The following is a 19,968-nucleotide window of genomic DNA, read 5'->3' as shown; positions in this document are numbered from 1 at the left end:
GCGGGTGATTGTGCCCGCCTGCTCGCGGTCTAATGTGTGCCTACTTCTTGGGGCGCTTGTACCAGGGGGTGGGGACTTGTTTGGCGCGGACTTTGTTGGTGCGGACCTGGACGAAGACGTCTTCTTTGCTTTCGGCTACTGCTGTGGGGACATAGGCGTAGGCGATGTTGGTCTTGAGGAATGGCGCAGGTGAGCCGCTGGTGACGATGCCGATGGTTTCGCCGGCTTCGTTCAGGACGCGGTAGTTATCGCGGGCGATGCCGCGGTCAATCATTTCTAAACCCACAAGCCTTTTTGATGGACCACCGCTCTCCTTGATCGCTAAGAGCGTGGAACGCCCGAGGAAGTCGCTGTCTTTTCCGAGCTTGAGCCAGCGGTCGAGGCCGGTTTCCCAGACGTTGGTTTCTTCGGTGATTTCGTGGCCGTAGAGGGGCATGCCCGCTTCGAGGCGCAGGGTGTTGCGGGCGCCGAGGCCGCAGGGCAGGATGCCGAATTCCGCACCGGCTTCGAGGATGGCGTTCCAGACGCTCTCGGTGGTGGCGATGTTGGAAGGGATGTAGATTTCAAAGCCGTCTTCGCCGCTGTAGCCGGTCCGGGCGATGAGGGTGTTGTGGACGCCGGCGACCTGACCCCAGGTGAACCAGTAGTTCTTGATGGCGGAGAGATCGACCTTGGTGAGTTTCTGCAGGGTTTCGACGGCGCGTGGGCCCTGGATGGCGAGCTGCGAGTAGTAGCTGCTGTAGTCGCTGATGTGGACGCCGGACATGCTGCCGACCTGCTTGCGAATCCAGGCGTAGTCCTTGTCCTTAGTGCCGGCGTTGACGACGAGCAGGTAGTCATTGTCACCGAGGCGGTGGACGAGGATGTCGTCGACGAAGGTGCCTTCGGGGGTGAGCAGGGCGGAGTACTGGGCCTGGCCGTCTTTGAGGCGCGAGGCGTCGTTCATGGTAATGCGCTGGACGGCGGCGAGGGAGTTCGGACCGCGGAACTGGATTTCGCCCATGTGGCTTACGTCGAAGAGGCCGACGGCGGTGCGGACGGCGATGTGCTCGGCCATCAGACCGCTGTACTCAACGGGCATATCCCAGCCGCCGAAGTCGACCATCTTGGCCTTGAGTGCGCGGTGGGTCGCGTTCAGTGCAGTCTGCTGCAATACGGGCGGGGTAGCGGGAGTTGCCATGGGTGAGACCTCTTCTCTTCTTGAAAGGCGGGCGGGATGGGGTGGTTACCGCGACCGGGTTGCTTCCAGGCGCGAATCCTGTACCTTAGTGAGGATAGGGATTCCCGGAGGGGCAGGTCAAACTTCGCCTTGTTCTACCTTTCATTCGATGCACTTCCGGGGAGACTCCATGTTGAGAGGATTGAGCCGATGACGGACAAGATTCGTGGTGTGATTGCTGTTCTGGTGGGTGTTTTCGCGCTGTATCAGGGATATAAAATCTATGCGTCGGGTCGCACGGACTGGCATGTCTGGCTGGAAGTGGCCGCCGGGGTGTTTCTGATTGTGATCGGCATCTGGCGTTTTCAGCGAAAGCCGGTGGATCCGACTGCTGAGTTGTTGAAGTAGAGATCATTCGGAACGGCCGGTAGATGGCTACACTGTACAACGCAATTCAAGGACGCAGCCTGGAGCGGCTGGCAGCGCTGAGTGACGGTATCTTTGCCGTGGCGATGACGCTGCTGGTGCTGGATATTCATATACCGCTGGCGGAGGGGATTCACTCGGAGGCGGCTCTGCTGCATGCGCTAGCCGGGCTCGCTCCGCAGTGGATTGCTTACCTGATGAGCTTTCTTACGCTTGGAATCTTCTGGGCTGGGCAGCAGACGCAGTTGAATCATATTCGCGAGGGCAGCCGGGATCTTACCTGGATTCACTTGGCGTTTCTCTTCACTATTACGCTGATGCCGCTGACGACGCGGCTGCTGGCGGAGTTTATCGAGTACCGGTCGGCGCTGGTGCTGTATTGGCTCAATATCCTGATGCCGGGCGTGATGCTGTACTGGAGCTGGTCGCATGCTGTGCGGCATGGCCTGGTGAAGGACGAAACTCCGGCTGAGGTTCGCGGGGCGATCTGCCGGCGGGTGCTGATTGCGCAGAGCCTGTATGCGGTGGGGGCGGCGCTTTGCGTGGTGAGTAACTATCTGAGCATTGGGTTTATCGTGCTGGTGCAGTTGAACTATGCGATTGCGCCGCGGTTTGGGAAGCGGCTGGGGTAGGCACATAGGATGTGAGCTTCGACATTTCCCGCGGGGCTGGACATAGACACGAGAGTACGATGAATCAAGCTACAGAGGAAAATATAATGAAGGCATTAACATACCTGCTCATGATCCTTGCTTTCGTGCTCGTCATACCGGCGCTTGCACAATCCACAGCCGTGAAAGAGTCTAAGCTGTCCACTGCCTTCGTTCACTCTGCGTTCATCGCATTGAAACGAGCGGAGAATTGTAGCGCCGACGCTGTCTATGATGAGAGCGGAACCAACTATGATCCGGTTTTCTCTTCTCAATGCCTTGCACCTATTGACAGTGCTGAAGCGGACGCAGTTACCGCAGATGATCGAGAGGTAATTGCGACGCTGGTAGCGTTCGCAAAGGCACACGTCTATAACAGGTTTGTCATATTGCACAAATTGCGAGACGTGGATGAAGTGATTGCGAAGGAAAAGGCTTGTTCGGATGGGATCGAGTCGGGGTTGCGCACTCGCACTTGGGCTCGCCCAGCGGCTTGCCCTGGTAAGTAGTACGCCAAACCTTGGATTAAGATGTGTGGTGAGGGCAAAGTCTAAGGACACCGCCCTCGCCAAATCCGTGAGAGGAGTAAAAATCATGGATATACGCTCGTACCTTTCCGCATCACAAATTGCGGAGCTTGAAGTAGTAACTAAGGCGCTGACGAGTTTCAAGGAAACAAAGTTACGAAGTAACTTTGGACCTGCCACACCGTCATTCGACATAGAAACTGCCATCCACTGTGTTTGGGGCGAACCTTGCAAAATAGCTCTTTTAAGCACATAACCAAACACGGCCTAACCTTCCGCCCTGTGTGGCCTTAACCACATAGGGCGGAACTCTATAACGGAATCAAGTCTATAAATCACTACAAAAGAGCACTGGATCAAGCTGAGCATAGATCTTCGCTTCTATTATTCAGATCGTTGAGTCTCTAGACCGTTACCGTTTCGCGGTATTCGCCGAAGACTGAGCGTAGGGTGTCGGCGATTTCGCCCACTGTGGCCAAGGCTTCTACTGCCTCTACGATGTGAGGCATGAGGTTGGATTCTGTGCGGGCTGCGTCGCTTAAGCGGACGAGCGATTGCTCCCATTTGGCCATGGGGCGGCGAAGGCGCAGGGCTTGCAGGCGCTCTACCTGGCGGCGTTCGAGATCGGGGTTGAGTTGCTGGAGAGGCATTTCGACTTCGCCTTCGAGCTCGAATTTGTTGACGCCTACGATGATGGTTTCGCCGGAGTCTACTTTGCGCTGGTGGGCGTAGGCCGCGGCCTGGATCTGCTGCTGTACCCAGCCGGACTCCACAGCGCGGAGAGTGCCGCCGAGATTGCCGATGCGGGCGAAGATGGCTTCGGCTTCTGCTTCGAGTTGATCGGTCAATGCTTCGATGTAATAGGAGCCACCTAAGGGGTCGGCTACCTGGGGGACGCCGCTTTCGTGGGCGATGATTTGTTGCGTTCGCAGGGCGATGCGGGCAGCTTTTTCCGTGGGCAGGGCGAGGGCTTCGTCGTAGCCGTTGGTGTGCAGGCTTTGGGTGCCGCCTAAGACCGCGCTCAGCGCTTCCAGAGTGGTCCGGACGATGTTGTTTTCGGGCTGCTGGGCGGTGAGCGTGGAGCCTGCGGTTTGGGTGTGGAAGCGCAGCATCCAGGAGCGCGGGTTGGTTGCGCCGAAGTCTTCGCGCATCCAGCGGGCCCAGAGGCGGCGTGCGGCGCGGAACTTGGCTACTTCTTCGAAGAGGTTGGAGTGCGCGTTGAAGAAGAAGCTGAGGCGTGGGGCGAAGCTGTCGATGCTTAGGCCTTTGGCGAGTGTGGCCTCGACGTAGGCGCGGCCGTTGGCCAGGGTGAAGGCCAGCTCCTGCGCGGCGGTGCAGCCGGCTTCGCGCATGTGGTAGCCGGAGATCGAAATCGTGTTCCATTCAGGATGATGTTCGCCGGCCCAGGCGATTAGGTCTGTGGTCAGGCGGATGGCGGGGATGACGGGATAGATGTAGGTGCCGCGGGCGATGTATTCCTTGAGGATGTCGTTCTGGACCGTGCCGGAGAGTTTGCGTGTGTCTGCTCCCGCGCGTCGGGCGGCGGCGACGTACATGGCGAGCAGAGTACTGGCTGTGGCGTTGATGGTCATCGACGTGGAGACTTGTTCGAGGGCGATCCCTTCGAAGAGCCGCTCCATGTCCTCGAGCGAGCTGATGGCGACGCCGGTACGGCCTACTTCGCCGAGTGCGAGCGGAGAGTCGGAGTCATAGCCGGTTTGCGTGGGCAGGTCGAAGGCTACGCTGAGGCCGCTGGTGCCGTTGGCGAGCAGGTAGTGGTAGCGGCGGTTGGACTCCTCGGCGTCGCCCATGCCGGCGTACTGGCGCATGGTCCAGAGGCGTCCGCGATACATAGTGGGCTGGATGCCGCGGGTGAACGGATACTGGCCGGGCAATTTGCCATTGAGGCTGTCTTGATCTGCGTCCTTGTTCAGATCGGCGGGGGTGTAGACGGGCTTGGGGGTGTCGCTCACGTGTGGGCTCTCCGGCGAATGCTGAGTTTAGCAGTTGGGAGATATGGAGCGCCGGGCCTGCCAGGATGTTTCGGGATATCATGAGCGCACACATCTCTTAATGAGGTATGAATGTTCGACTTCTCCCTACTTGGATTGTTATTTGCTGTCTGGTGGCTGTCGGCTTCCTTTGCGGTAGCCTGGGTTGCTGGCAAGAGGGGACTGAGCGGAGGGCAGTGGTTTGTCCTTAGTTTGTTGCTTGGACCGGCGTTTTCCGTCCTGCTCCTGATTGCTTATCCGAAAGAGCCGGTAGCCGCCGACGACGATTCCAGTGATGACTTGTCTGTTACCGGGGATCCTGCTCAGGAGTAGAACTCTAGCGTGGCGACTTGGACGAGATTTCAAATCGACGCCCTTATTCAAGCGTGAGTCGAGCTAGCGCTGCGAATTTGCACGAACGCTTTACTTGCGTTTGGCACGCCAGAAGGCGCTGATGCATAGATAGCCGAAGAGGGCTGTCATTGCGGCGGCTACCAGGAATCTCTGGTGTTGCGGCCCACTTAAGTAGCTGAGGCGGGTACGCCAGAGGTCCTGGGCGAAGAAGAGGGCGAAGAGGCCGAAGAAGAAGCCGGTCACTTCGAGCCAGAGAATCCCGCCGACGCGAGTGAAGGGACGCAGGAAGCCTCCCAGGCCCTTGCCTGCGGCGCGGCTCAGCTTCTGGGTGGTCTGCGCGGTTTGGCGGACCTGCTGGCGAGCCTGCTCGCGGTTTGAGGCCGTACGTCGCTCGGGCGGTTCGACGACTCCCACGGGCGCGGGGCGGGGGCCGTTTGGGGAAGCTTGGCTTTGGGCAGCGTTGCGGGCTTGATTCTGCGCCTCGGCGTGTGCTTTTTCAGCGGCGCGCTGTTGGGCGATACGTCCCGCGATGCGGACTCCGATGCCCAGTCTTCGGCCCAACTCATTCGCATTCATGCCGGTAATCAGTTTAACAGTGCTGAAAACGGGACTCATTTCCCACATATTTGCGGGGGTGCCAGTTGCCCTTGACGCGCGTCAGACGTAAGGTAGAAGAATCCTGGCCGAACCCGAGCCGGTGCATCGAGCATCGAATGCCTATGCCGGAGGGAAGTATGAACCCACGCTTGAAGGACCTGATCCAGCAGCTCGGAGAGGCCATCCACGAGTCCGTCGTCGAGTCGGAACAGATCGCCGGGGTCGTGCAGACGATCCGCAGCCACGGTTTTGACGTGATGCTGATGCTGGAGGCCACGATCGGCCTAAACGATGTGAACAGCGACAAAGTCATTGATCCGTCGGGCGCGACTCTGGACGAGGATGGCGAGGAGATCGAAGGTGGCCCGTTCACCTCGCACGACGTGAGCTTCCTCAAGTCTCTGCGCATTGCGATCGAGGGGGACGAGTAAAGTTCTTGCCGCAGCTCGCCGGCATTCTTCCGTATCGACCACGACCGCGCTGCCGTTGCAGCGCCTCGACAAGAGCTATCGCAATCGACAGGCGCCCCGTGTGGCGCCTGTTTTTATCTGCTCAACTCGCAACAAACTCACCGTGTAACTTTGCCGTCAACAGGTATGACGTAGCTGTGGTATTCTCGCCCGGCTGGAGAGTTGCCGGGAACTGCAGACTTCAGAAAAGCCGCTGTACCACAAGGCGGAATGAGAGTTTAACCAGCAAGACGCAATTGCTTGTGTTGTGGGAAATGGGAGATTGCAATGTCCATGAAAGATACACTTGGAGTCCTCTTAGCAGGCGGCGCCGGAGAACGACTTTTCCCCCTGACGCGCGACCGGGCGAAACCGGCAGTACCCTTTGGCGGGCATTACCGCATTATCGATATCACGCTCTCGAATTGCATCAACTCCGGGCTGCGCCGGGTGTACATCATGACGCAGTACAAGGCGTTGAGCCTCAACCGGCATATCCGTGAAGGCTGGACGGGCATTGTGGCGCAGGAACTGGGCGAGTTCTTTGAGATCATGCCGCCAATGCAGCGCACGGGTGCGAACTGGTATATGGGCACGGCCGACGCGGTGTATCAGAACATTTATTCGATCGGCTCCGAGCAGCCCAAGTACGTGATCATTCTCTCTGGTGACCATATCTACAAGATGGATTACAGCCGCATGCTGGAGCATCACAAGGATTCCGGTGCGGAAGTGACGTTGGCCACGCTGCCGATTGCGCCGGATGAGGTCTCGCGCTTTGGCGTCGTCGAGGTTGGCCAGAACGGGGAGATTCTTGGCTTTGAAGAAAAGCCGAAGTCGACCAACTTCCGTTCGCCGTTCAATCCGAACTCGGTGGATGCTTCGATGGGCATTTACATCTTCAACACCGAGACGTTGCTGAAGGAGTTGATTGCCGACGCGGAGGATCCGCATTCGAAGCACGATTTCGGCCACAACATTCTGCCCAATATTCTGGGTAAGAAGAAGATGGTGGCTTACAACTTCGTCGACGAGAACCGGCAGGAGGCTCTCTACTGGCGCGATGTGGGAACGCTCGATGCGTACTACGACGCGAATCTTGATCTCTGCGCGATTTCGCCGACATTCAATCTCTATGACAAGCATTGGCCGATGCGGACACGGGTGCGGCAGTATCCGCCGGCGAAGTTTGTATTCGCCGAGCCGGGACGTACCGGAAAAGCGGTGAATTCGGTGATCACCGCGGGCGTGATTATCTCGGGTGCGGAGGTAAACAACTCAGTGCTTTCCCAGGATGTGCGCGTCAATTCCTATTCCAGCGTTGAATCGAGCATCATCTTCTCGCATGTCAACATTGGGCGGCACTGCCGGATTCGCAGGGCGATTATCGATCGCGATGTGGAGATTCCCGAGGGCACGGTGATTGGCTACGATCCGGTGGAGGATAAGCGGCGATACTTCGTGACACCGTCGGGTCTGACGATTGTGACCCGCGACCGGTCGTTGTTTGAGAATCCTGTCGAGCCGGAGTTCCAGGAGCGGTATTAGTGTACAAACCGGGATGAGAATAGCGAGGGGAGCGATGGCTCTCCCTCGTTTTTGCAGCGGAAGTCTGGCGATCACGAGTAGTATTTATTCATACTGAGGTCGACCTAATGCCTACCATTGAAAAGCTTAGCATTGCTCTCCCCGCCGAGATGGCCGCGATCGTGCGCCAGGCGGTTGAGATTGGAGATTATTCGTCGAACAGCGAAGTTGTGCGAGATGCCCTGCGTGATTGGACGCACAAGCGGAAGCTGCGGGAGCAGAGCATGGGCGACCTGCGGCAGCGATGGCGGGAGGCTGTTTCCGATTCTTCTGATGGGCTTGACGCCGATGCGGTCTTCGATGAGTTGGAGCGCAAATATGACAAAGTGGCCGAGATAGCGGGTAAGTAATGCGCCTTCGTTTCTCTCCGCTCGTGCCGGGCGATCTTGAAGAAATTGCTGAGTACATTGCGCAGGACAGTCCGCGACATGCCGTGCGAACGCTGCGAATGTTGCGCGCGCGCATCAAGGAGATTGCCAAGCGGCCTGAGATTTATCGATTGCGGCCTGAACTTGGTGACGAAGCGCGAGTAGCGCCTGTGGGCAACTACCTAATCCTATTTCGCATTCGCCAGAATACGGTCAGGATTGAAAGAGTGCTACAGGGTAATCGCGACATCGCCGGCATGTTGGAAGACACGACAAGCTAAATGCCTTTCACTCTCTGAGATGAGCCCGTCGGCTTAATTATTGCGCAGCACTTCCTTTGCCGGGTTACGGAACCAAGTGCATACACCCTCCGTACAGAGATGTATGGGATGCGCCGTTACAATAAGCTGGTTCGATGCGGGGAAGATGGTTCCCGCGCCTGCGGATGCGAGGATAGGGAAACTCCCTGTTGCTTCCCGGGAACGGACGCTGGCGCTCCAGTCCGATGGCGGGCAACTGGGTGGCGCAAGGCCAATTGGGGCGCAGCACACCGGGCCAACCAACGTTACGGGACAAGCAGGGTTAGGGAGCACGGGTAATTTGGGAGCGGGAGCGCAGGCAGAACCGGATTGGTCGGACGTGGTTCGCCGGTGCTTGTCCGGTGAGTCGCCTGCGTGGACCGAACTTGTCCGTGCGCACCACCGCCGCGTTTATGCCCTCTGCTATCGCTTTACCGGCTCCGGCTCGGACGCTGAGGATTTGACCCAGGACGTCTTCCTCAAGATTTATGCCAACCTCAAGAGCTTCGATACCGAGCGCGGCTCGCTTCAGGTCTGGATCACGACGCTGACGCGGAATCTGCTGGTGGACCACTTCCGGCGTTCAAAGAATCTGCGCGCTACCGGTTCCCTTGATGAGGGCTGGGACCAAGCGGGTGAGCTTCGGCCGGGCATACCTCTTGACCGGCTGGAAGCTACCGGGCCGACGCAGCATGACCAGGCAACGCGCCGCGAACTAGAAAAGATGGTCCAAAATGCTCTTGCCCAGGTGTCGCCGGAACTGCGTGAGGCGGTTATCCTGCGCGACCTGCAAGATATGGATTACAAAGAGATTGCCCAGGTCCTGAACATTCCTGAGGGCACTGTGAAGTCGAGAATAAGCCGGGGCCGCGCGGAACTTGCGCGGTTGCTGGAACGTAACAAAAGGGAGGTGATGTAGTCATGGTGGAGCGTGATCCAATTCGAGCGAACTTTCCTAACTCGCCGGCGTGCGGGCAGTGGGAAACGTTGCTGGCGGATGCGCTGGATGGGCTGTTGCGGCCGGAGGATGAGGACACTTTCTCCAGCCACATGGCCACTTGTATTCCGTGCGCGGCGATGTTTGAGGAAGCGCGGAGGGGCCGGGAGTGGTTGGAATTCCTGGCTCCCGAGCCGGAAGTTCCGGCCTATCTGATGGACCGCATCCTGACCGAGACTGGCCACGGCAAGCTGGATCTGAGCAAGTTCGATCCGGCCAAGCTGGTGATTGCCGGCGGACCTGCTGTCGGCAACGTGATTCCGATGGCTCCGGTATGGCAGCGGCCAGGCTTTATGGGGCGGATGCGGCGGTTTGCTGAGCCGCGGTTGATGATGACGGCGGCGATGGCTTTCTTCTCGATCGCTCTTACACTGAGCCTGACCGGAGTCCGCTTCAGCCCGATCAAGCTATCCGATCTGCGGCCGGCAGCGGTGCGGTCGGTGGTCGAGCGGCGCATCATGACTGCTTCGACACCGATTATTCGCTACTACGACCACCTCCGGTTCGTGTATGAAGTTGAATCCCGGGTGAAGGAAATGCAGCGCTCCAGTGAGGAGGAAGCGCAGCCGAAGAGCAAGCCGACCACGAATAGCGGTAGTGGCGGCGAGGGAGAAACGCACAAGAAGGATGGCGGGTCAGAGTTGAATCCCCTGCTCAATCCGAACGAAGCTCCGATGCAGACGGTCAGTCCAGCGACATCTCTGTGGAGAGGCGACGCTCTGGAGGCGGATTCCCAGTTGACGGCCCGCCCAACCGCACCAAGCAAGGAAGAGCTCGGTGCACTTGAATCAGTCAACACGATTAAGGGGATACCTTCACTCAACGAGGCATCTGGTTTGGGTCAGGCTACATCTGACCGGGCGAACCAGCTGAAGTCGACCGTGATGGCAGTACCGGAACGGAGCTCACAATGCCTTGCGTAAATCATCCTGATGCGGTTGTTCAAGCGTATTGCCAGAACTGCGGCAAAGCCCTCTGCGCGAATTGCGTACGTAGTACTCCCAGCGGGCAGGTTTTCTGCGAACCGTGTTTTGCCACGGTTGCTGCGGGCCCGGGCCCCATTCCTGGCTCGATTCCAGGCCAGCCATATTGGCAGGCTCCTCCGCAGGGATTTACGATGCCGCCTCCGGGTATGCCGAACCCCAATGCTGCAGCCGTACTGGGGATCATCCCTGGCGTGGGCGCGATGTACAACGGGCAGCTGTTCAAGGGGCTGATCCATGTCGTGATCTTCGCGGTGCTGGTGTCGCTTACCGACTACTCCGGCATCTTCGGGCTCTTCATCGCTGGGTGGGTGTTCTACCAGTCTTTTGAGGCGTATCACACGGCCAAGGCACGGCGCGATGGTTTGCCGCTGCCCGATCCGTTCGGCCTGAATGAGTTGGGGAACTGGCTCAGCCACAGCTTCCGCGGCACCCCCCCTCTGCCGGCTGCTCCGGGCCAGCCGGTTGCCGGGGTCGATCCAGCTACCGGTCAGGTACCTCCTGCTCAGCCCGGTGCGGCGCAGGGTAACTGGGGCGTGCCTCCCGGCGGCTTCTCAGGCAGTTATCCGGGTTATGTACCGCCTCAGCCGTTTTACGCGGAGCCGTACACGGGAGAATATCCGAACCCGAATCCTGACCCGAATTATCCGGGTGCCTATCCGCCTGGTTACATTCCTCCTGTGCCGCCGGTGGCTCCGTTCGGGTGGCGTCGCAGGGAGCCGGTCTGGGCGATTGTGCTGATTGCACTGGGCGTGATTCTGCTGCTGAAGCGGGCGTCTTTCTTCGCTCCGTTCGTTCACTTCGCCTGGCCAATTGTGCTGATCGGGCTGGGAGTGTTCTTCATCATTCGTCGTATTGGTGACAACCAAGGAGGTTCCAAATGAACCGCTATCTGATGATCAGCCGCCTTCGCTGGCCGGCACTGCTGCTCCTTACCGGCGTGATTGCACTGCTGGTGAACTTCGACAAGCTGGAGTGGAGCCAGGCGTGGCCGCTCTATCTGATTCTTCTAGGCGTGCTTGCGCTGGCTGAGCGGGCATCACTGGCTTCGCAGCCGCCTCCGGAAAATCCGTATCCCGGCTACCCGGCTGGCTACCCGATTGGATATCAAGGCCAGCCGACAGGCGGTTATCCGCCACCGGCGGGAGGTTATGCAGGGTCCCCTGCAACATCCGCTGCTCCCTCGACCTCGATTGTTCCATCACACGATGAGGCCAATCTGCGCATTCGTCTGAACGTAGGCAAACCCAGCGGCGAAACGGAAGAGGAGGGACGCTAATGGCTACGACACCTCCACCTCCGGGCGGAATGCCTCCCGGCCGTCCACCTGGCTCGCCTCCTGGAGTACCGCCCGGAACGCCGCCTGGGGCACCACCCTATGGCGTTCCTTACGGGATGAACCCCAAGGACTACTGGCGCTACCAGAAAGACCAGAACCGCGCAGCCTGGCGGGCACAGCGGGACGCATGGCGTGCTCAGCGTGACGTACTTCGCGCGCAGGCCCGGGCGAACCGGACGCCTTCCATTGTGGGGCCGCTGATCCTGATCACCGTGGGCATCATGGCCCTGCTGCTGATCACCGGCAAGCTCAACTCGGATATCTTCTGGAACTTCATCGAGCACTGGTGGCCGCTGCTGCTGATCGGTCTTGGCGTCGTTGCACTGGGTGAGTGGCTGCTCGATCTGCGGCGAGAAAATCCGCCGGCGCGCCGTTACGGCGGCTATATCTGGCTGGTGATTTTGATTATCTTTATCGGCCTGAGCGCAGACGGATGGCATCACGGGGCGAGCTGGCTGCGTTCCCATGTCGATGACGACGATGACATGTCCAGCTTCCTTGGGGACAGGCATGAGATCGACCAGCCAACGCTGACCTCGGCGATTCCGGCCAATGCGGCGGTCGAAATCCAGAATCCCCGTGGGGATATCAACATCATCACGAGCGATTCGCCGGAGATCATGGTTCACGCTCAGCAGTTGGCGTATGTCAATTCGGATGCGGAGGCGAAGAAGGTGTTCGACGCCCGGCGGCCGCAGGTGACCGTCAGCGGGAACGCCGTGCTCGTCAAGGTGGACGGCAGTTCCAACGGACGCACCAACCTGAATATCACGGTGCCACGTACTGTCTCTTTGAACCTGAGGGCACAGAAGGGCGGCGTTACCGTCTCGGGGCTGAACGGCAACGTCGATGTGGATTCCAACCAGGGCGACCTGCAGACGACCGACATTCATGGCAACGTGCATGTGCGGTTGTCCGGACACAAGGACTTCGCCGCGCATGACATCACCGGCGATGTGACGATCGAAGGCAACGGCGGGAGCCTGACGCTTTCGGACATTCACGGCAAGGTCACGATGGAGGGCGACTACGTGGGCGACACGCATCTGGAGCGCGTTGACCAGGTGGTGCACTTCCACTCGTCGCGGACGGATCTGGAATTTGCGCGACTGCCCGGCAACATGACCCTGGATAGTGATTCGCTGCACGCCAGCCAGGTGGTTGGACCGGTACGGGTGATCTGCAGCCGCTCCAAGGATATCGAGATGACCGAGGTCTACGGCGACACGCGGATCCAGGACAAGGATGCGCTGGTCGAGTTGGGCATGGCTGGATCGTACGAGGTCGATGTCAAGAACCAGAAAGGCGATATCGAGATCTCGCTGCCGAAGAGTGCTGCAGCAACGATCGATGCCCGGACGCACAACGGCGATATCGACTCCGACTTCCCGCTATTGATCAGCGGTGAAGACAACAAGACCGCTACGGGCAACATTGGCAAGGGCGGTCCGCGGGTCACGCTGGTGACGGATCAGAAGGATATCCGCATTCGCAAGGGTGAGGATTTCGGTGCTGTACCTCCGGTGCCTGCTGTTCCCAAAGTACCGGTGTCGCCCAAGGTCGCCGGAAAGCTCCCTTCTGCGCCGAAAACCCCGAAACCTGGTACGGAGCCACATCTGACTCCTAAGTCAGGGGACGCGCCCAAGGTGGAGAATCAGTAAATCAACCTTAATCGCAACAGGAAACGCCACAGACTTGGAAAGAAGTCTGTGGCGTTTTTCTTGGATCATGGCAGAGGTTCAGGCTTTGGCGGCCAGTCTCGCTTCCACGATGGCTTCTGCCTTGGCAACGACTTCGTCGAGGGTCATGTGGGTCGAGTCGAGCAGGATCGCGTCGTCGGCGGCACGGAGCGGCGAGTCGGCCCGGTTGCGGTCGCGTTCGTCGCGCTGGCGCAGTTCGCGGACGACCTCCTCGGGTTGAGTTGATTCGGTGTCGCCCTTGGCGCCCATCTGGTCGTAGCGGCGCAGGCCGCGAACTTCCGGCGCGGCGTCGAGGAAGATCTTTACGTCGGCGTGGGGGAAGACAACGGTGCCGATGTCTCGGCCTTCCATGACCACACCGCCGTCAGCGCCAAGTTCCTGCTGCAGGCGTACCATCCAACTGCGAATTTCTGGATGCACGCTCACGCGGGAAGCTGCGTCTGTAACTGTCTGGTTGCGAAGCTGTCCGGTCACGTCGGCGCCGTCGAGGATGACGCGGTTCCCGGCCTCGGTCGGTTCCAGTTGAATGGTGGTTTCGTTTGAGAGCTTGATCAGCAAAGGGAGGTCATCGAGGCCGATTCCGGCATTTATCGCTTTGAAAGCGAAGGCGCGGTACATAGCTCCGGTTTCGAGATTGAGCAGGCCGAAGAAGCGGGCTAGATGGCGGGCGATGGTGCTTTTCCCCGCGCCTGCCGGGCCATCGATGGCGATGATGGCCCGGCGGACGTTGGGATTTTCGGAGGGATGATCGTGTGCAGCAGCTGTCATTGGTTCGGCGATCATCCGCGACGTTTGGCTTCCGTTGCGCGCGAAGACGAGGACGAAGGCCGGCTGGAGGCAGCAGCGGGACGGGCAGACGTGCGGCCTGCGGCAGCTGGCTTCGCCTTGCTGGTCTGCGCAGAACCAGTGCGAGCGGCAGCGGGCTTGGGAGCCTGCTTGGCCTGACCACTGAAGCTGTAACGCTTGGCGGCGCTCACCGTTGCCGGCTTGCGGCTGGAACCGTTACCGGTTCCGTTCGGACTCTTGGTGCTGTGCCCGTTGGTGCGAGTGCCGTTGGTGGTGGCTGGTCCGGATTTGAATCCGTTCGCAGGACGGGCAGAGCCGCCATTGGCTGGACGAGCGTCGGTGCGGCCAGTTGGCCTGGGACGTGCTGTCGAAGAGCTTCCATTCCGGCTTCCGCTGGTTGCTGGCTTGGCGTGGCCGTTGCCATTGCCGAAGCTGCCGTTGCGGCTGCCGGATGCTGAACTGCGCCGTGCCGAGCCGTTGCTGCTCGTTGCGCCATTCCCTGCGGCACTGCGTGAACCACTTCGGGATCCGGCTGGAGCATGGCTACGCTCGCGGGGATGGGCAGCGGCTGCCGTCCGGGGCCGGGGAGCGGCTGCTTTGGCTGCAGGCTGCGCCGTGATGCGGACCGCTGCTGGCCGGGTTGCGGCCGGTCGGGGCGTGCTTGGCCGGTCGGGCCGGGCAACCAGAGGCTGTTTGCGGCGAAGCGCTTTGGCTTCGTCTGCCGACAGCGCTGCGACTTCGGCTACAGGTTCAGCGATGGCATCGGAGGCAAAGACGGGCTCTGTAAACGAGTCAGCCGAAAGGGACACGGTAACCGGTTCGCTTTCAGTCTGCTTCGCGGACTGTTGTGCCGAGTAGCTCGATGAGTATCGGGCAGCGTAACCGGAAGGCTCGAAATCGTCGTCGTGCGACTGGTCCGGGTCGGTGCCGAGGTAGGAGGAGCCGCGGTACGGCGGGAAGCTGGTGCTGAGCTGGAAGCTGGGCACTGCCGGGAATTCGGGCAGTGTGCCGGCAACGTAGAACATCGGCGAGTGGCCCATCGTGGTGCTGTGGACCTGCCGAGTGGCAGCCAGGCCGCGGACGACTTCGCGAATCTTGCTGCGCGAGGTGAGCGGCGAGAGGAACATCTCAACGTCTTCCATGGAGGCGGCGATGACGGCCTGCAGGTAGATGGACGCGAGAACCGAGATGGCGGTGACCTGAGAGGTCGAGGCGCCTTCGGCGATTGCCTTCTGGAAGCGCTGACGCAGCGGCTGCCAGAGAGCGGGCACGCCCACTTCGGGAACGACGGGAATGATGCGGAGCTGTTTCCAGAGCTCGTGGAGAGCGCGAAGGACGGCGGTCTCGGTGACTTCGCGGCCGAGGAGGTCGCGAATCTGAGCGGCGTTCAAATTAGCCGTGTCGAGCTGCTTGGCGGTCTGAACGGCGAGCTGGGAAACCTGGCGGGAGCCGGTCAACTGGGGCGAACGGCGCCAGTCGCGGTCTCCGCGGAGAGCATAAATGTAGGGAAGCACCCATCCGGCCACGACGTAATCCGGCTGATCGCCCGGCTGTCCGGAAAGATTGAGGCGCACAGCTACGCCGTCGGCCTCAAGCCGTACCAGCAAAGATTCTGCGGTTGCAATCAATTCGAGCGTGGGTTCGGTGGTTCTCTGGCCAGCTACGGCCTCGACAAAGGTGGGAGCGGTGAATCCTGCTTGCGCGGAACGAGGCAGGAAGATACAAAGTCCCGTCTCCTCGATCCAGGTGCGGACATCCTCGATGGTTACTGCCCCGTGTCCGTTTTGGCGCATCCTTTCGGCGCGCGCTGCTTCCAACTGCTCTGCTGTCAAAGACATACCTCATTTCCAGGCTGAACCGCGCGCACTGTAAACCGCCCCGAACCAGCATCCGGTGAAATCAGTTCTCCGCAGGGGATTCGGAGAAAAGCCGGGCTTGGGTGAGGCAGACAGCGCGGACGGTCTGGCGTTCTTGCCGGGCTAATCCTCTCCCTTGGGAGTCGAATTGCCACCCTCCGGCGAATCTAGATTCGCTGAAAGGCCCGCTGGATCTCTTTCCAAGAATACCTCAAAGCGATTGGTCTGCCATGCGGACAACTGGTCGGATGTTCAGTTTTTGATAATTCTTTTAGTAACCAATCCATTTTTTGGGATTCCAGTGGTGTGTTTACCTTGATCGCGGAGTGGCAGGCGATGGATGCGGCGATCCTTCCGCGCAGGGTGGCAAGGTCCTGGCGGCGGGCGGTGGCGTCGGAATTTGCTCCCCCCGTTTGCTCAATTACTTCCGTGAGCATGCGTTCTAGCTCCTTGCCTTCGAGTCCGACCGGGGCGGCTTTGACGGCGAGGGTGCGTGGGCCGAAGGGCTCGGCTTCAAAGCCGTTGCGATCGAGCTCGTCGGCGATGTCGGCGAAGACGGCCATCTGCCAGGGCTGGAGCTCGACCAGCAAGGGCATCAGCAGCCGCTGGCGCTGGATGGCTTCCACGTCGCGGCTGGCGAGGATTTTTTCGAAGAGGACGCGCTCGTGGGCGACGTGCTGGTCGATGATCCAGAGGCCGTCGTCGTTGACGGCCAGGATGAAGGAGTCGCGGAGCTGGCCTAACGGGCGGAGAGTGGCGAGGCCGTTTAGGTTGGCTTGCTCGCGCTTCAGCTCAATGTTTGCTGTGATTTGCGCGGTCTGGGCTGGGTCTTCTGGTGCTGGACCAGTGGTGTCGTCGCAGGATGGAAGCTGCGTCCCATTCGCTGGGCCGAGCAAAGCGGCTGCTGCGGTCTGCCAGATCTGCTGTTGCGGGTCAAAGCGGTTGCCGCTCTCGTGCGGAAGGAACGGGAGATTGCCGGGCTCCGGCGTGGGAACGGGAGCCGTGAGCTGGAAGGATTCGGCGGCGGGATACATGCCTTCGGAGTCGGGCTCGGCGTTTACTGGCGTGCCCTCTTGCTGCTCCGGGAGGCGAGAGGACGGAGCGGGGATGAGCGACGGTGTGGCTACGGCGGCGTTGTCGAGGGCGGCGAGGAAGCCGGCGACGGGTCGCGAGGCTACCAGGGCGGCGCGGAGGCTGTCGCGGACGAAGTCGTGGATGAGGCTCTGCTGGCGGAAGCGGACTTCGGTCTTGGCGGGGTGGACGTTGACGTCTACTTCCTCCGGAGGCATTTCGAGAAAGAGCAGAACGACCGGGAAACTGGTGGGCGGAATGATATTGCGGTATGCCTCGCTGATGGCGTGCAGCAGTAGCCGGTCGCGGATAAGGCGCTTGTTGACAAAGATATAGATGGAGTTGCGATTGAGTTTTTGCAGCTCTGGCTTGGAATAGAAGCCGCTGATACGCAGATGGCCCGGGTCGCGCTTGGGCTCGTCGGGATCTTGTTTCCAGGGTGGCGGCTCGGGCAGACCGGCTCGGTCGATGGGGGCTTCCGCGGCTACAGGCAGCAGCTGGGCGAGGGTGTCCGCGCCAAAAATCTGGTAGATGCGCTCGGCTGGCCGCGCCACCGGCGGGGCTTGGAGCAGGGTGTGGGTGGCTGACAGCAGTTCGAAGTGCTTTTCGGGGTGGACAAGGGCGTAGTGAGTTACGAGGGCTACGACGTGGGAGAGTTCGGTGGACTCGGCGCGGAGGAATTTGCGGCGCGCGGGGGTGTTGAAGAAGAGGTCCTGGATGGCGATGGAGGTGCCGGCGGGGAGGGCGGCGTCTTCTACGCGGAGGATTTTGCCGCCTGCGATTTCGAGCCTCGTTCCAGGTTGCGCTCCTGCATCTCCTTCTTTTTCTGCGGTTTCTAGCAGGACGCGGGCTACGGAGGCGATCGACGGGAGGGCTTCGCCGCGGAAACCCAGGGTTGCGATCGAGAGCAGGTCGTCGGCGGAGCGCAACTTTGACGTCGCGTGGCGCTCGAAGGCGAGGAGGGCGTCGTCGCGGTTCATGCCGTGGCCGTTGTCTTTGATTCGAATGAGTTTACGGCCGCCGGCTTCGATTTCTACGCGGATGCGGGTGGCTCCGGCGTCGAGGGCGTTTTCTAGGAGTTCCTTGACCACGGAGGCAGGGCGGTCGACGACTTCGCCTGCGGCGATCTGGTTGGCGACCTGGTCAGAGAGGATGCGGATGCGGCCCATAAGCTGTCAGGATATCGCAGCTGCCGATGGAAAACAGGTTCCTGGCACGGGACGAGCGTGCGAGAGTGCGCAATGGTTCGCCGCCATTGCGCAGTCGGCGTCGCCCAATGCGCAATCCTTGTCGTCACGTTGCGCAATCCGCGTAAGACGATGCGCAATCGGCGAGCGGAAAAAGACGCTTCCGGAGCCCTTCGACGGTGCCCGACTCCGGTTGCATCTCTTCGTGACTGTTGGAACGAGCTATAAAACGATCGACTAGAAGTTGTAGAACTTTTCGCGGAGGCCGTCCTCGTAGGCGAGCTTAGCGTCCTTGGCTTTTTCGCGGGCTTCTTCTTCTGTGTTGTCGGCGTGCTCCCAAGAGTCGACGTCGGCGATGTCATGGTTGACGGAGGCGAGCGCTTCTTCGCTACGGATGGCGGCGATCCATTCTTCTACGGCTGCTTTGTAGTTGGCTTGTAGTTGATCCAGTTCTGCGATTTCGATGGCCATGGTCTGTCTCCCCTTAGGCGCCAAGTGTAGTGACCGATTGTGACGGGGTGATGTACGACGGAGGGAGAATTACCCGGTCTTCACAGCGGGTTGATGGCTGGCGATTCGTTTACCGGGCGGGTGCAATTTGGGCAGATGGTGGCCTGGCTGTTGATGGTGGATTTGCAGAGGGGGCAGGTCTGGGTGTTCCTGTCGGGAACGAGCCATTTGATGAGGACGATCAATGCTGCGGCTAGGTAGACGGCCAGGGCGCAGTAGTCGATGAAGCTTGGGAAAACGGGTGCTCCGGAGAGCAGGGAGCTGCGGATGGAGAAGACGCCGACGAAGAGGGTGACGATCTGGCCGGCGTTCTCGCCGGGCTTGGCGGCCCAGATGAGGTAGATGAGCCAGATGATGAGGAGGACGCCGACGACGATGGTGAGGACTCGGAGAAGGGCAGGGCGCTGGAGGGTGATTTCCCAGCGGTCGGCCTGATGGTCATTGGCGGGAACGTCGAGTGGACGGCGCTGGGGGACGAAGTTGGAGTTGGAGAAGTCGGTTTCAATGTGGTTGATGGGGTGGATGGGATAGATGCCGTCGTCCTGGGCTTTCATGCTGATAAGTTCGGGATTGACGCGGAGGACGTAGCGGTCAAAGGGGTAGTAGAAGGGGCCGGGCTGGGGAATGCCGTTCCACGAGAAGTTCCCTTTGCCTTGGAGAGCACCCCAGATCGGCGGGAAGGCGACGGGAAACTCGGCGTCAGCACCGCCTTGATAGTCCATTGTGTTTTTGTCGTTCTTGAAGTGGTTGAAGCGCAGGAAGCCGTTGGTGAACTGGCTGGCCCAGGCTTTTCTGTCTTCTGGCTTGATGTGATCCCAATTGGGATCGATTTCGATATCGAAGGAGCCTGCGAAACCATTGGTTGCTGGGCGAAACTCTTTGAAGGCCAGCTTAACGATGGTGTATGAATCGTAGCTCTGGTCTTCGTTGGCGATAGGGACGACGAGATGGGTATCCGGCTGGTGGCGGATGAAGTGCGTAGCTGTGGCGGAGGCGATGGCGAGCGCGGTCAGGATGAGGAGAGTGCGTGTGTGGGTGGGCTGCCAGCGCATGATGGCCGAGTATAGCTTGGTAATCCTCAATTGCGAAGGGCTGGGGAGAAACGGCAGATTCCCGTCGGGAATGACAACCA

The 19,968-nt window shown here is 60.0% G+C and carries 21 protein-coding genes and 1 pseudogene; 14 read left to right on the top strand and 8 right to left on the bottom strand.

Features of this window, described 5'->3' with window-relative positions:
* Positions 1-40: 40 nt before the first annotated feature.
* Positions 41-1,180, bottom strand: coding sequence for a glycine cleavage system aminomethyltransferase GcvT (gcvT, locus tag AC5S27_RS21665; protein WP_493936640.1), 1,140 nt, complete (start codon positions 1,178-1,180; stop codon positions 41-43).
* Positions 1,181-1,369: 189 nt separating this feature from the next.
* Here gcvT and AC5S27_RS21660 point away from each other — a divergent pair, with 189 nt between their 5' ends.
* The 3 genes from AC5S27_RS21660 to AC5S27_RS21650 are packed head-to-tail and all read left to right on the top strand — an operon-like array spanning position 1,370 to position 2,744.
* Positions 1,370-1,567, top strand: a complete 198-nt coding sequence (locus tag AC5S27_RS21660) for a hypothetical protein (protein WP_493936639.1) — start codon at positions 1,370-1,372, stop codon at positions 1,565-1,567.
* 23 nt (positions 1,568-1,590) lie between these two features.
* Positions 1,591-2,217, top strand: a complete 627-nt coding sequence (locus AC5S27_RS21655) for a TMEM175 family protein (RefSeq protein ID WP_493936638.1) — start codon at positions 1,591-1,593, stop codon at positions 2,215-2,217.
* A 59-nt stretch (positions 2,218-2,276) separates the two neighbouring features.
* Positions 2,277-2,744, top strand: a complete 468-nt coding sequence (locus AC5S27_RS21650; RefSeq protein ID WP_493936637.1) for a hypothetical protein — start codon at positions 2,277-2,279, stop codon at positions 2,742-2,744.
* 422 nt (positions 2,745-3,166) lie between these two features.
* On the opposite strand, the gene AC5S27_RS21645 is transcribed toward AC5S27_RS21650, so the two are convergent.
* Complete coding sequence (locus AC5S27_RS21645; protein WP_493936636.1) at positions 3,167-4,735, bottom strand: acyl-CoA mutase large subunit family protein; 1,569 nt, start codon at positions 4,733-4,735, stop codon at positions 3,167-3,169.
* A 111-nt stretch (positions 4,736-4,846) separates the two neighbouring features.
* On the opposite strand from AC5S27_RS21645, the gene AC5S27_RS21640 reads away from it, so the two are divergent.
* Positions 4,847-5,086 (top strand): hypothetical protein, encoded by a 240-nt coding sequence (locus AC5S27_RS21640; protein ID WP_493936635.1) that lies wholly within the window; start codon positions 4,847-4,849, stop codon positions 5,084-5,086.
* Positions 5,087-5,176: 90 nt separating this feature from the next.
* Here AC5S27_RS21640 and AC5S27_RS21635 read toward each other — a convergent pair whose 3' ends face one another.
* Positions 5,177-5,722: a hypothetical protein gene (locus tag AC5S27_RS21635; protein WP_493936634.1), complete on the bottom strand. Its 546-nt coding sequence runs from the start codon at positions 5,720-5,722 to the stop codon at positions 5,177-5,179.
* Positions 5,723-5,841: 119 nt separating this feature from the next.
* On the opposite strand from AC5S27_RS21635, the gene AC5S27_RS21630 reads away from it, so the two are divergent.
* The 10 genes and pseudogenes from AC5S27_RS21630 to AC5S27_RS21585 all read left to right on the top strand — a co-directional run bounded on the left by AC5S27_RS21630 (position 5,842) and on the right by AC5S27_RS21585 (position 13,387).
* Positions 5,842-6,135, top strand: coding sequence for a hypothetical protein (locus AC5S27_RS21630; RefSeq protein ID WP_493936633.1), 294 nt, complete (start codon positions 5,842-5,844; stop codon positions 6,133-6,135).
* 312 nt (positions 6,136-6,447) lie between these two features.
* A complete protein-coding gene (gene glgC / locus AC5S27_RS21625; RefSeq protein WP_493936632.1) occupies positions 6,448-7,701 on the top strand; it encodes a glucose-1-phosphate adenylyltransferase in 1,254 nt (417 codons plus the stop codon).
* Positions 7,702-7,808: 107 nt separating this feature from the next.
* Complete coding sequence (locus AC5S27_RS21620; protein ID WP_493936631.1) at positions 7,809-8,090, top strand: ribbon-helix-helix domain-containing protein; 282 nt, start codon at positions 7,809-7,811, stop codon at positions 8,088-8,090.
* A complete protein-coding gene (locus tag AC5S27_RS21615) occupies positions 8,090-8,389 on the top strand; it encodes a type II toxin-antitoxin system RelE/ParE family toxin (protein ID WP_493936630.1) in 300 nt (99 codons plus the stop codon). Before AC5S27_RS21620 ends, AC5S27_RS21615 begins: the two co-directional genes overlap by 1 nt.
* Positions 8,390-8,492: 103 nt before the next feature.
* Complete coding sequence (locus AC5S27_RS21610; RefSeq protein ID WP_493936629.1) at positions 8,493-9,326, top strand: RNA polymerase sigma factor; 834 nt, start codon at positions 8,493-8,495, stop codon at positions 9,324-9,326.
* Positions 9,327-9,328: 2 nt separating this feature from the next.
* Positions 9,329-10,327 carry a hypothetical protein gene (locus AC5S27_RS21605; protein WP_493936628.1) on the top strand — a complete coding sequence of 333 codons (999 nt, stop codon included), beginning with the start codon at positions 9,329-9,331 and terminating at the stop codon, positions 10,325-10,327.
* A pseudogene (locus AC5S27_RS21600) lies at positions 10,315-10,362 on the top strand (hypothetical protein); the annotation flags it as partial. The gene AC5S27_RS21605 and the pseudogene AC5S27_RS21600, both read left to right, overlap by 13 nt.
* A gap of 174 nt (positions 10,363-10,536) precedes the next feature.
* Positions 10,537-11,271, top strand: coding sequence for a LiaF transmembrane domain-containing protein (locus AC5S27_RS21595; RefSeq protein ID WP_493937349.1), 735 nt, complete (start codon positions 10,537-10,539; stop codon positions 11,269-11,271).
* A complete protein-coding gene (locus AC5S27_RS21590) occupies positions 11,268-11,666 on the top strand; it encodes a hypothetical protein (RefSeq protein WP_493936627.1) in 399 nt (132 codons plus the stop codon). The genes AC5S27_RS21595 and AC5S27_RS21590 overlap by 4 nt, the downstream gene beginning before the upstream one ends.
* The gene (locus tag AC5S27_RS21585) at positions 11,666-13,387 is read left to right on the top strand and encodes a DUF4097 family beta strand repeat-containing protein (protein ID WP_493936626.1); all 1,722 of its coding nucleotides are present in this window, start codon (positions 11,666-11,668) and stop codon (positions 13,385-13,387) included. Before AC5S27_RS21590 ends, AC5S27_RS21585 begins: the two co-directional genes overlap by 1 nt.
* Positions 13,388-13,465: 78 nt before the next feature.
* Here AC5S27_RS21585 and cmk read toward each other — a convergent pair whose 3' ends face one another.
* The 5 genes from cmk to AC5S27_RS21560 form a co-directional block, all read right to left on the bottom strand.
* Complete coding sequence (cmk, locus tag AC5S27_RS21580) at positions 13,466-14,194, bottom strand: (d)CMP kinase (RefSeq protein ID WP_493936625.1); 729 nt, start codon at positions 14,192-14,194, stop codon at positions 13,466-13,468.
* 11 nt (positions 14,195-14,205) lie between these two features.
* The gene (locus AC5S27_RS21575) at positions 14,206-16,050 is read right to left on the bottom strand and encodes a hypothetical protein (RefSeq protein WP_493936624.1); all 1,845 of its coding nucleotides are present in this window, start codon (positions 16,048-16,050) and stop codon (positions 14,206-14,208) included.
* 185 nt (positions 16,051-16,235) lie between these two features.
* Positions 16,236-18,308: a DNA mismatch repair endonuclease MutL gene (mutL, locus tag AC5S27_RS21570; RefSeq protein ID WP_493936623.1), complete on the bottom strand. Its 2,073-nt coding sequence runs from the start codon at positions 18,306-18,308 to the stop codon at positions 16,236-16,238.
* Positions 18,309-18,563: 255 nt separating this feature from the next.
* Positions 18,564-18,797 carry a hypothetical protein gene (locus AC5S27_RS21565; protein WP_493936622.1) on the bottom strand — a complete coding sequence of 78 codons (234 nt, stop codon included), beginning with the start codon at positions 18,795-18,797 and terminating at the stop codon, positions 18,564-18,566.
* A gap of 80 nt (positions 18,798-18,877) precedes the next feature.
* A complete protein-coding gene (locus AC5S27_RS21560) occupies positions 18,878-19,918 on the bottom strand; it encodes a hypothetical protein (RefSeq protein ID WP_493936621.1) in 1,041 nt (346 codons plus the stop codon).
* Positions 19,919-19,968 lie beyond the last annotated feature (50 nt).

The organism is Acidicapsa borealis (assembly GCF_059115245.1).
Note: the sequence above shows the minus strand (reverse complement) of the source record. Positions and strands in the feature narration are given on the sequence as shown.

Excerpts from the sequence above, each read along its gene's own strand:
- gcvT (WP_493936640.1), bottom strand. The coding sequence starts at position 1,180 with ATGGCAACTCCCGCTACCCCGCCCGTATTGCAGCAGACTGCACTGAAC.
- AC5S27_RS21660 (WP_493936639.1), top strand. The coding sequence starts at position 1,370 with ATGACGGACAAGATTCGTGGTGTGATTGCTGTTCTGGTGGGTGTTTTC.
- AC5S27_RS21655 (WP_493936638.1), top strand. The coding sequence starts at position 1,591 with ATGGCTACACTGTACAACGCAATTCAAGGACGCAGCCTGGAGCGGCTG.
- AC5S27_RS21650 (WP_493936637.1), top strand. The coding sequence starts at position 2,277 with ATGAATCAAGCTACAGAGGAAAATATAATGAAGGCATTAACATACCTG.
- AC5S27_RS21640 (WP_493936635.1), top strand. The coding sequence starts at position 4,847 with ATGTTCGACTTCTCCCTACTTGGATTGTTATTTGCTGTCTGGTGGCTG.
- AC5S27_RS21635 (WP_493936634.1), bottom strand. The coding sequence starts at position 5,722 with ATGAGTCCCGTTTTCAGCACTGTTAAACTGATTACCGGCATGAATGCG.
- AC5S27_RS21630 (WP_493936633.1), top strand. The coding sequence starts at position 5,842 with ATGAACCCACGCTTGAAGGACCTGATCCAGCAGCTCGGAGAGGCCATC.
- glgC (WP_493936632.1), top strand. The coding sequence starts at position 6,448 with ATGAAAGATACACTTGGAGTCCTCTTAGCAGGCGGCGCCGGAGAACGA.
- AC5S27_RS21620 (WP_493936631.1), top strand. The coding sequence starts at position 7,809 with ATGCCTACCATTGAAAAGCTTAGCATTGCTCTCCCCGCCGAGATGGCC.
- AC5S27_RS21615 (WP_493936630.1), top strand. The coding sequence starts at position 8,090 with ATGCGCCTTCGTTTCTCTCCGCTCGTGCCGGGCGATCTTGAAGAAATT.
- AC5S27_RS21610 (WP_493936629.1), top strand. The coding sequence starts at position 8,493 with ATGGGATGCGCCGTTACAATAAGCTGGTTCGATGCGGGGAAGATGGTT.
- AC5S27_RS21605 (WP_493936628.1), top strand. The coding sequence starts at position 9,329 with ATGGTGGAGCGTGATCCAATTCGAGCGAACTTTCCTAACTCGCCGGCG.
- AC5S27_RS21595 (WP_493937349.1), top strand. The coding sequence starts at position 10,537 with ATGCCGAACCCCAATGCTGCAGCCGTACTGGGGATCATCCCTGGCGTG.
- AC5S27_RS21590 (WP_493936627.1), top strand. The coding sequence starts at position 11,268 with ATGAACCGCTATCTGATGATCAGCCGCCTTCGCTGGCCGGCACTGCTG.
- AC5S27_RS21585 (WP_493936626.1), top strand. The coding sequence starts at position 11,666 with ATGGCTACGACACCTCCACCTCCGGGCGGAATGCCTCCCGGCCGTCCA.
- cmk (WP_493936625.1), bottom strand. The coding sequence starts at position 14,194 with ATGACAGCTGCTGCACACGATCATCCCTCCGAAAATCCCAACGTCCGC.
- AC5S27_RS21575 (WP_493936624.1), bottom strand. The coding sequence starts at position 16,050 with ATGTCTTTGACAGCAGAGCAGTTGGAAGCAGCGCGCGCCGAAAGGATG.
- mutL (WP_493936623.1), bottom strand. The coding sequence starts at position 18,308 with ATGGGCCGCATCCGCATCCTCTCTGACCAGGTCGCCAACCAGATCGCC.
- AC5S27_RS21565 (WP_493936622.1), bottom strand. The coding sequence starts at position 18,797 with ATGGCCATCGAAATCGCAGAACTGGATCAACTACAAGCCAACTACAAA.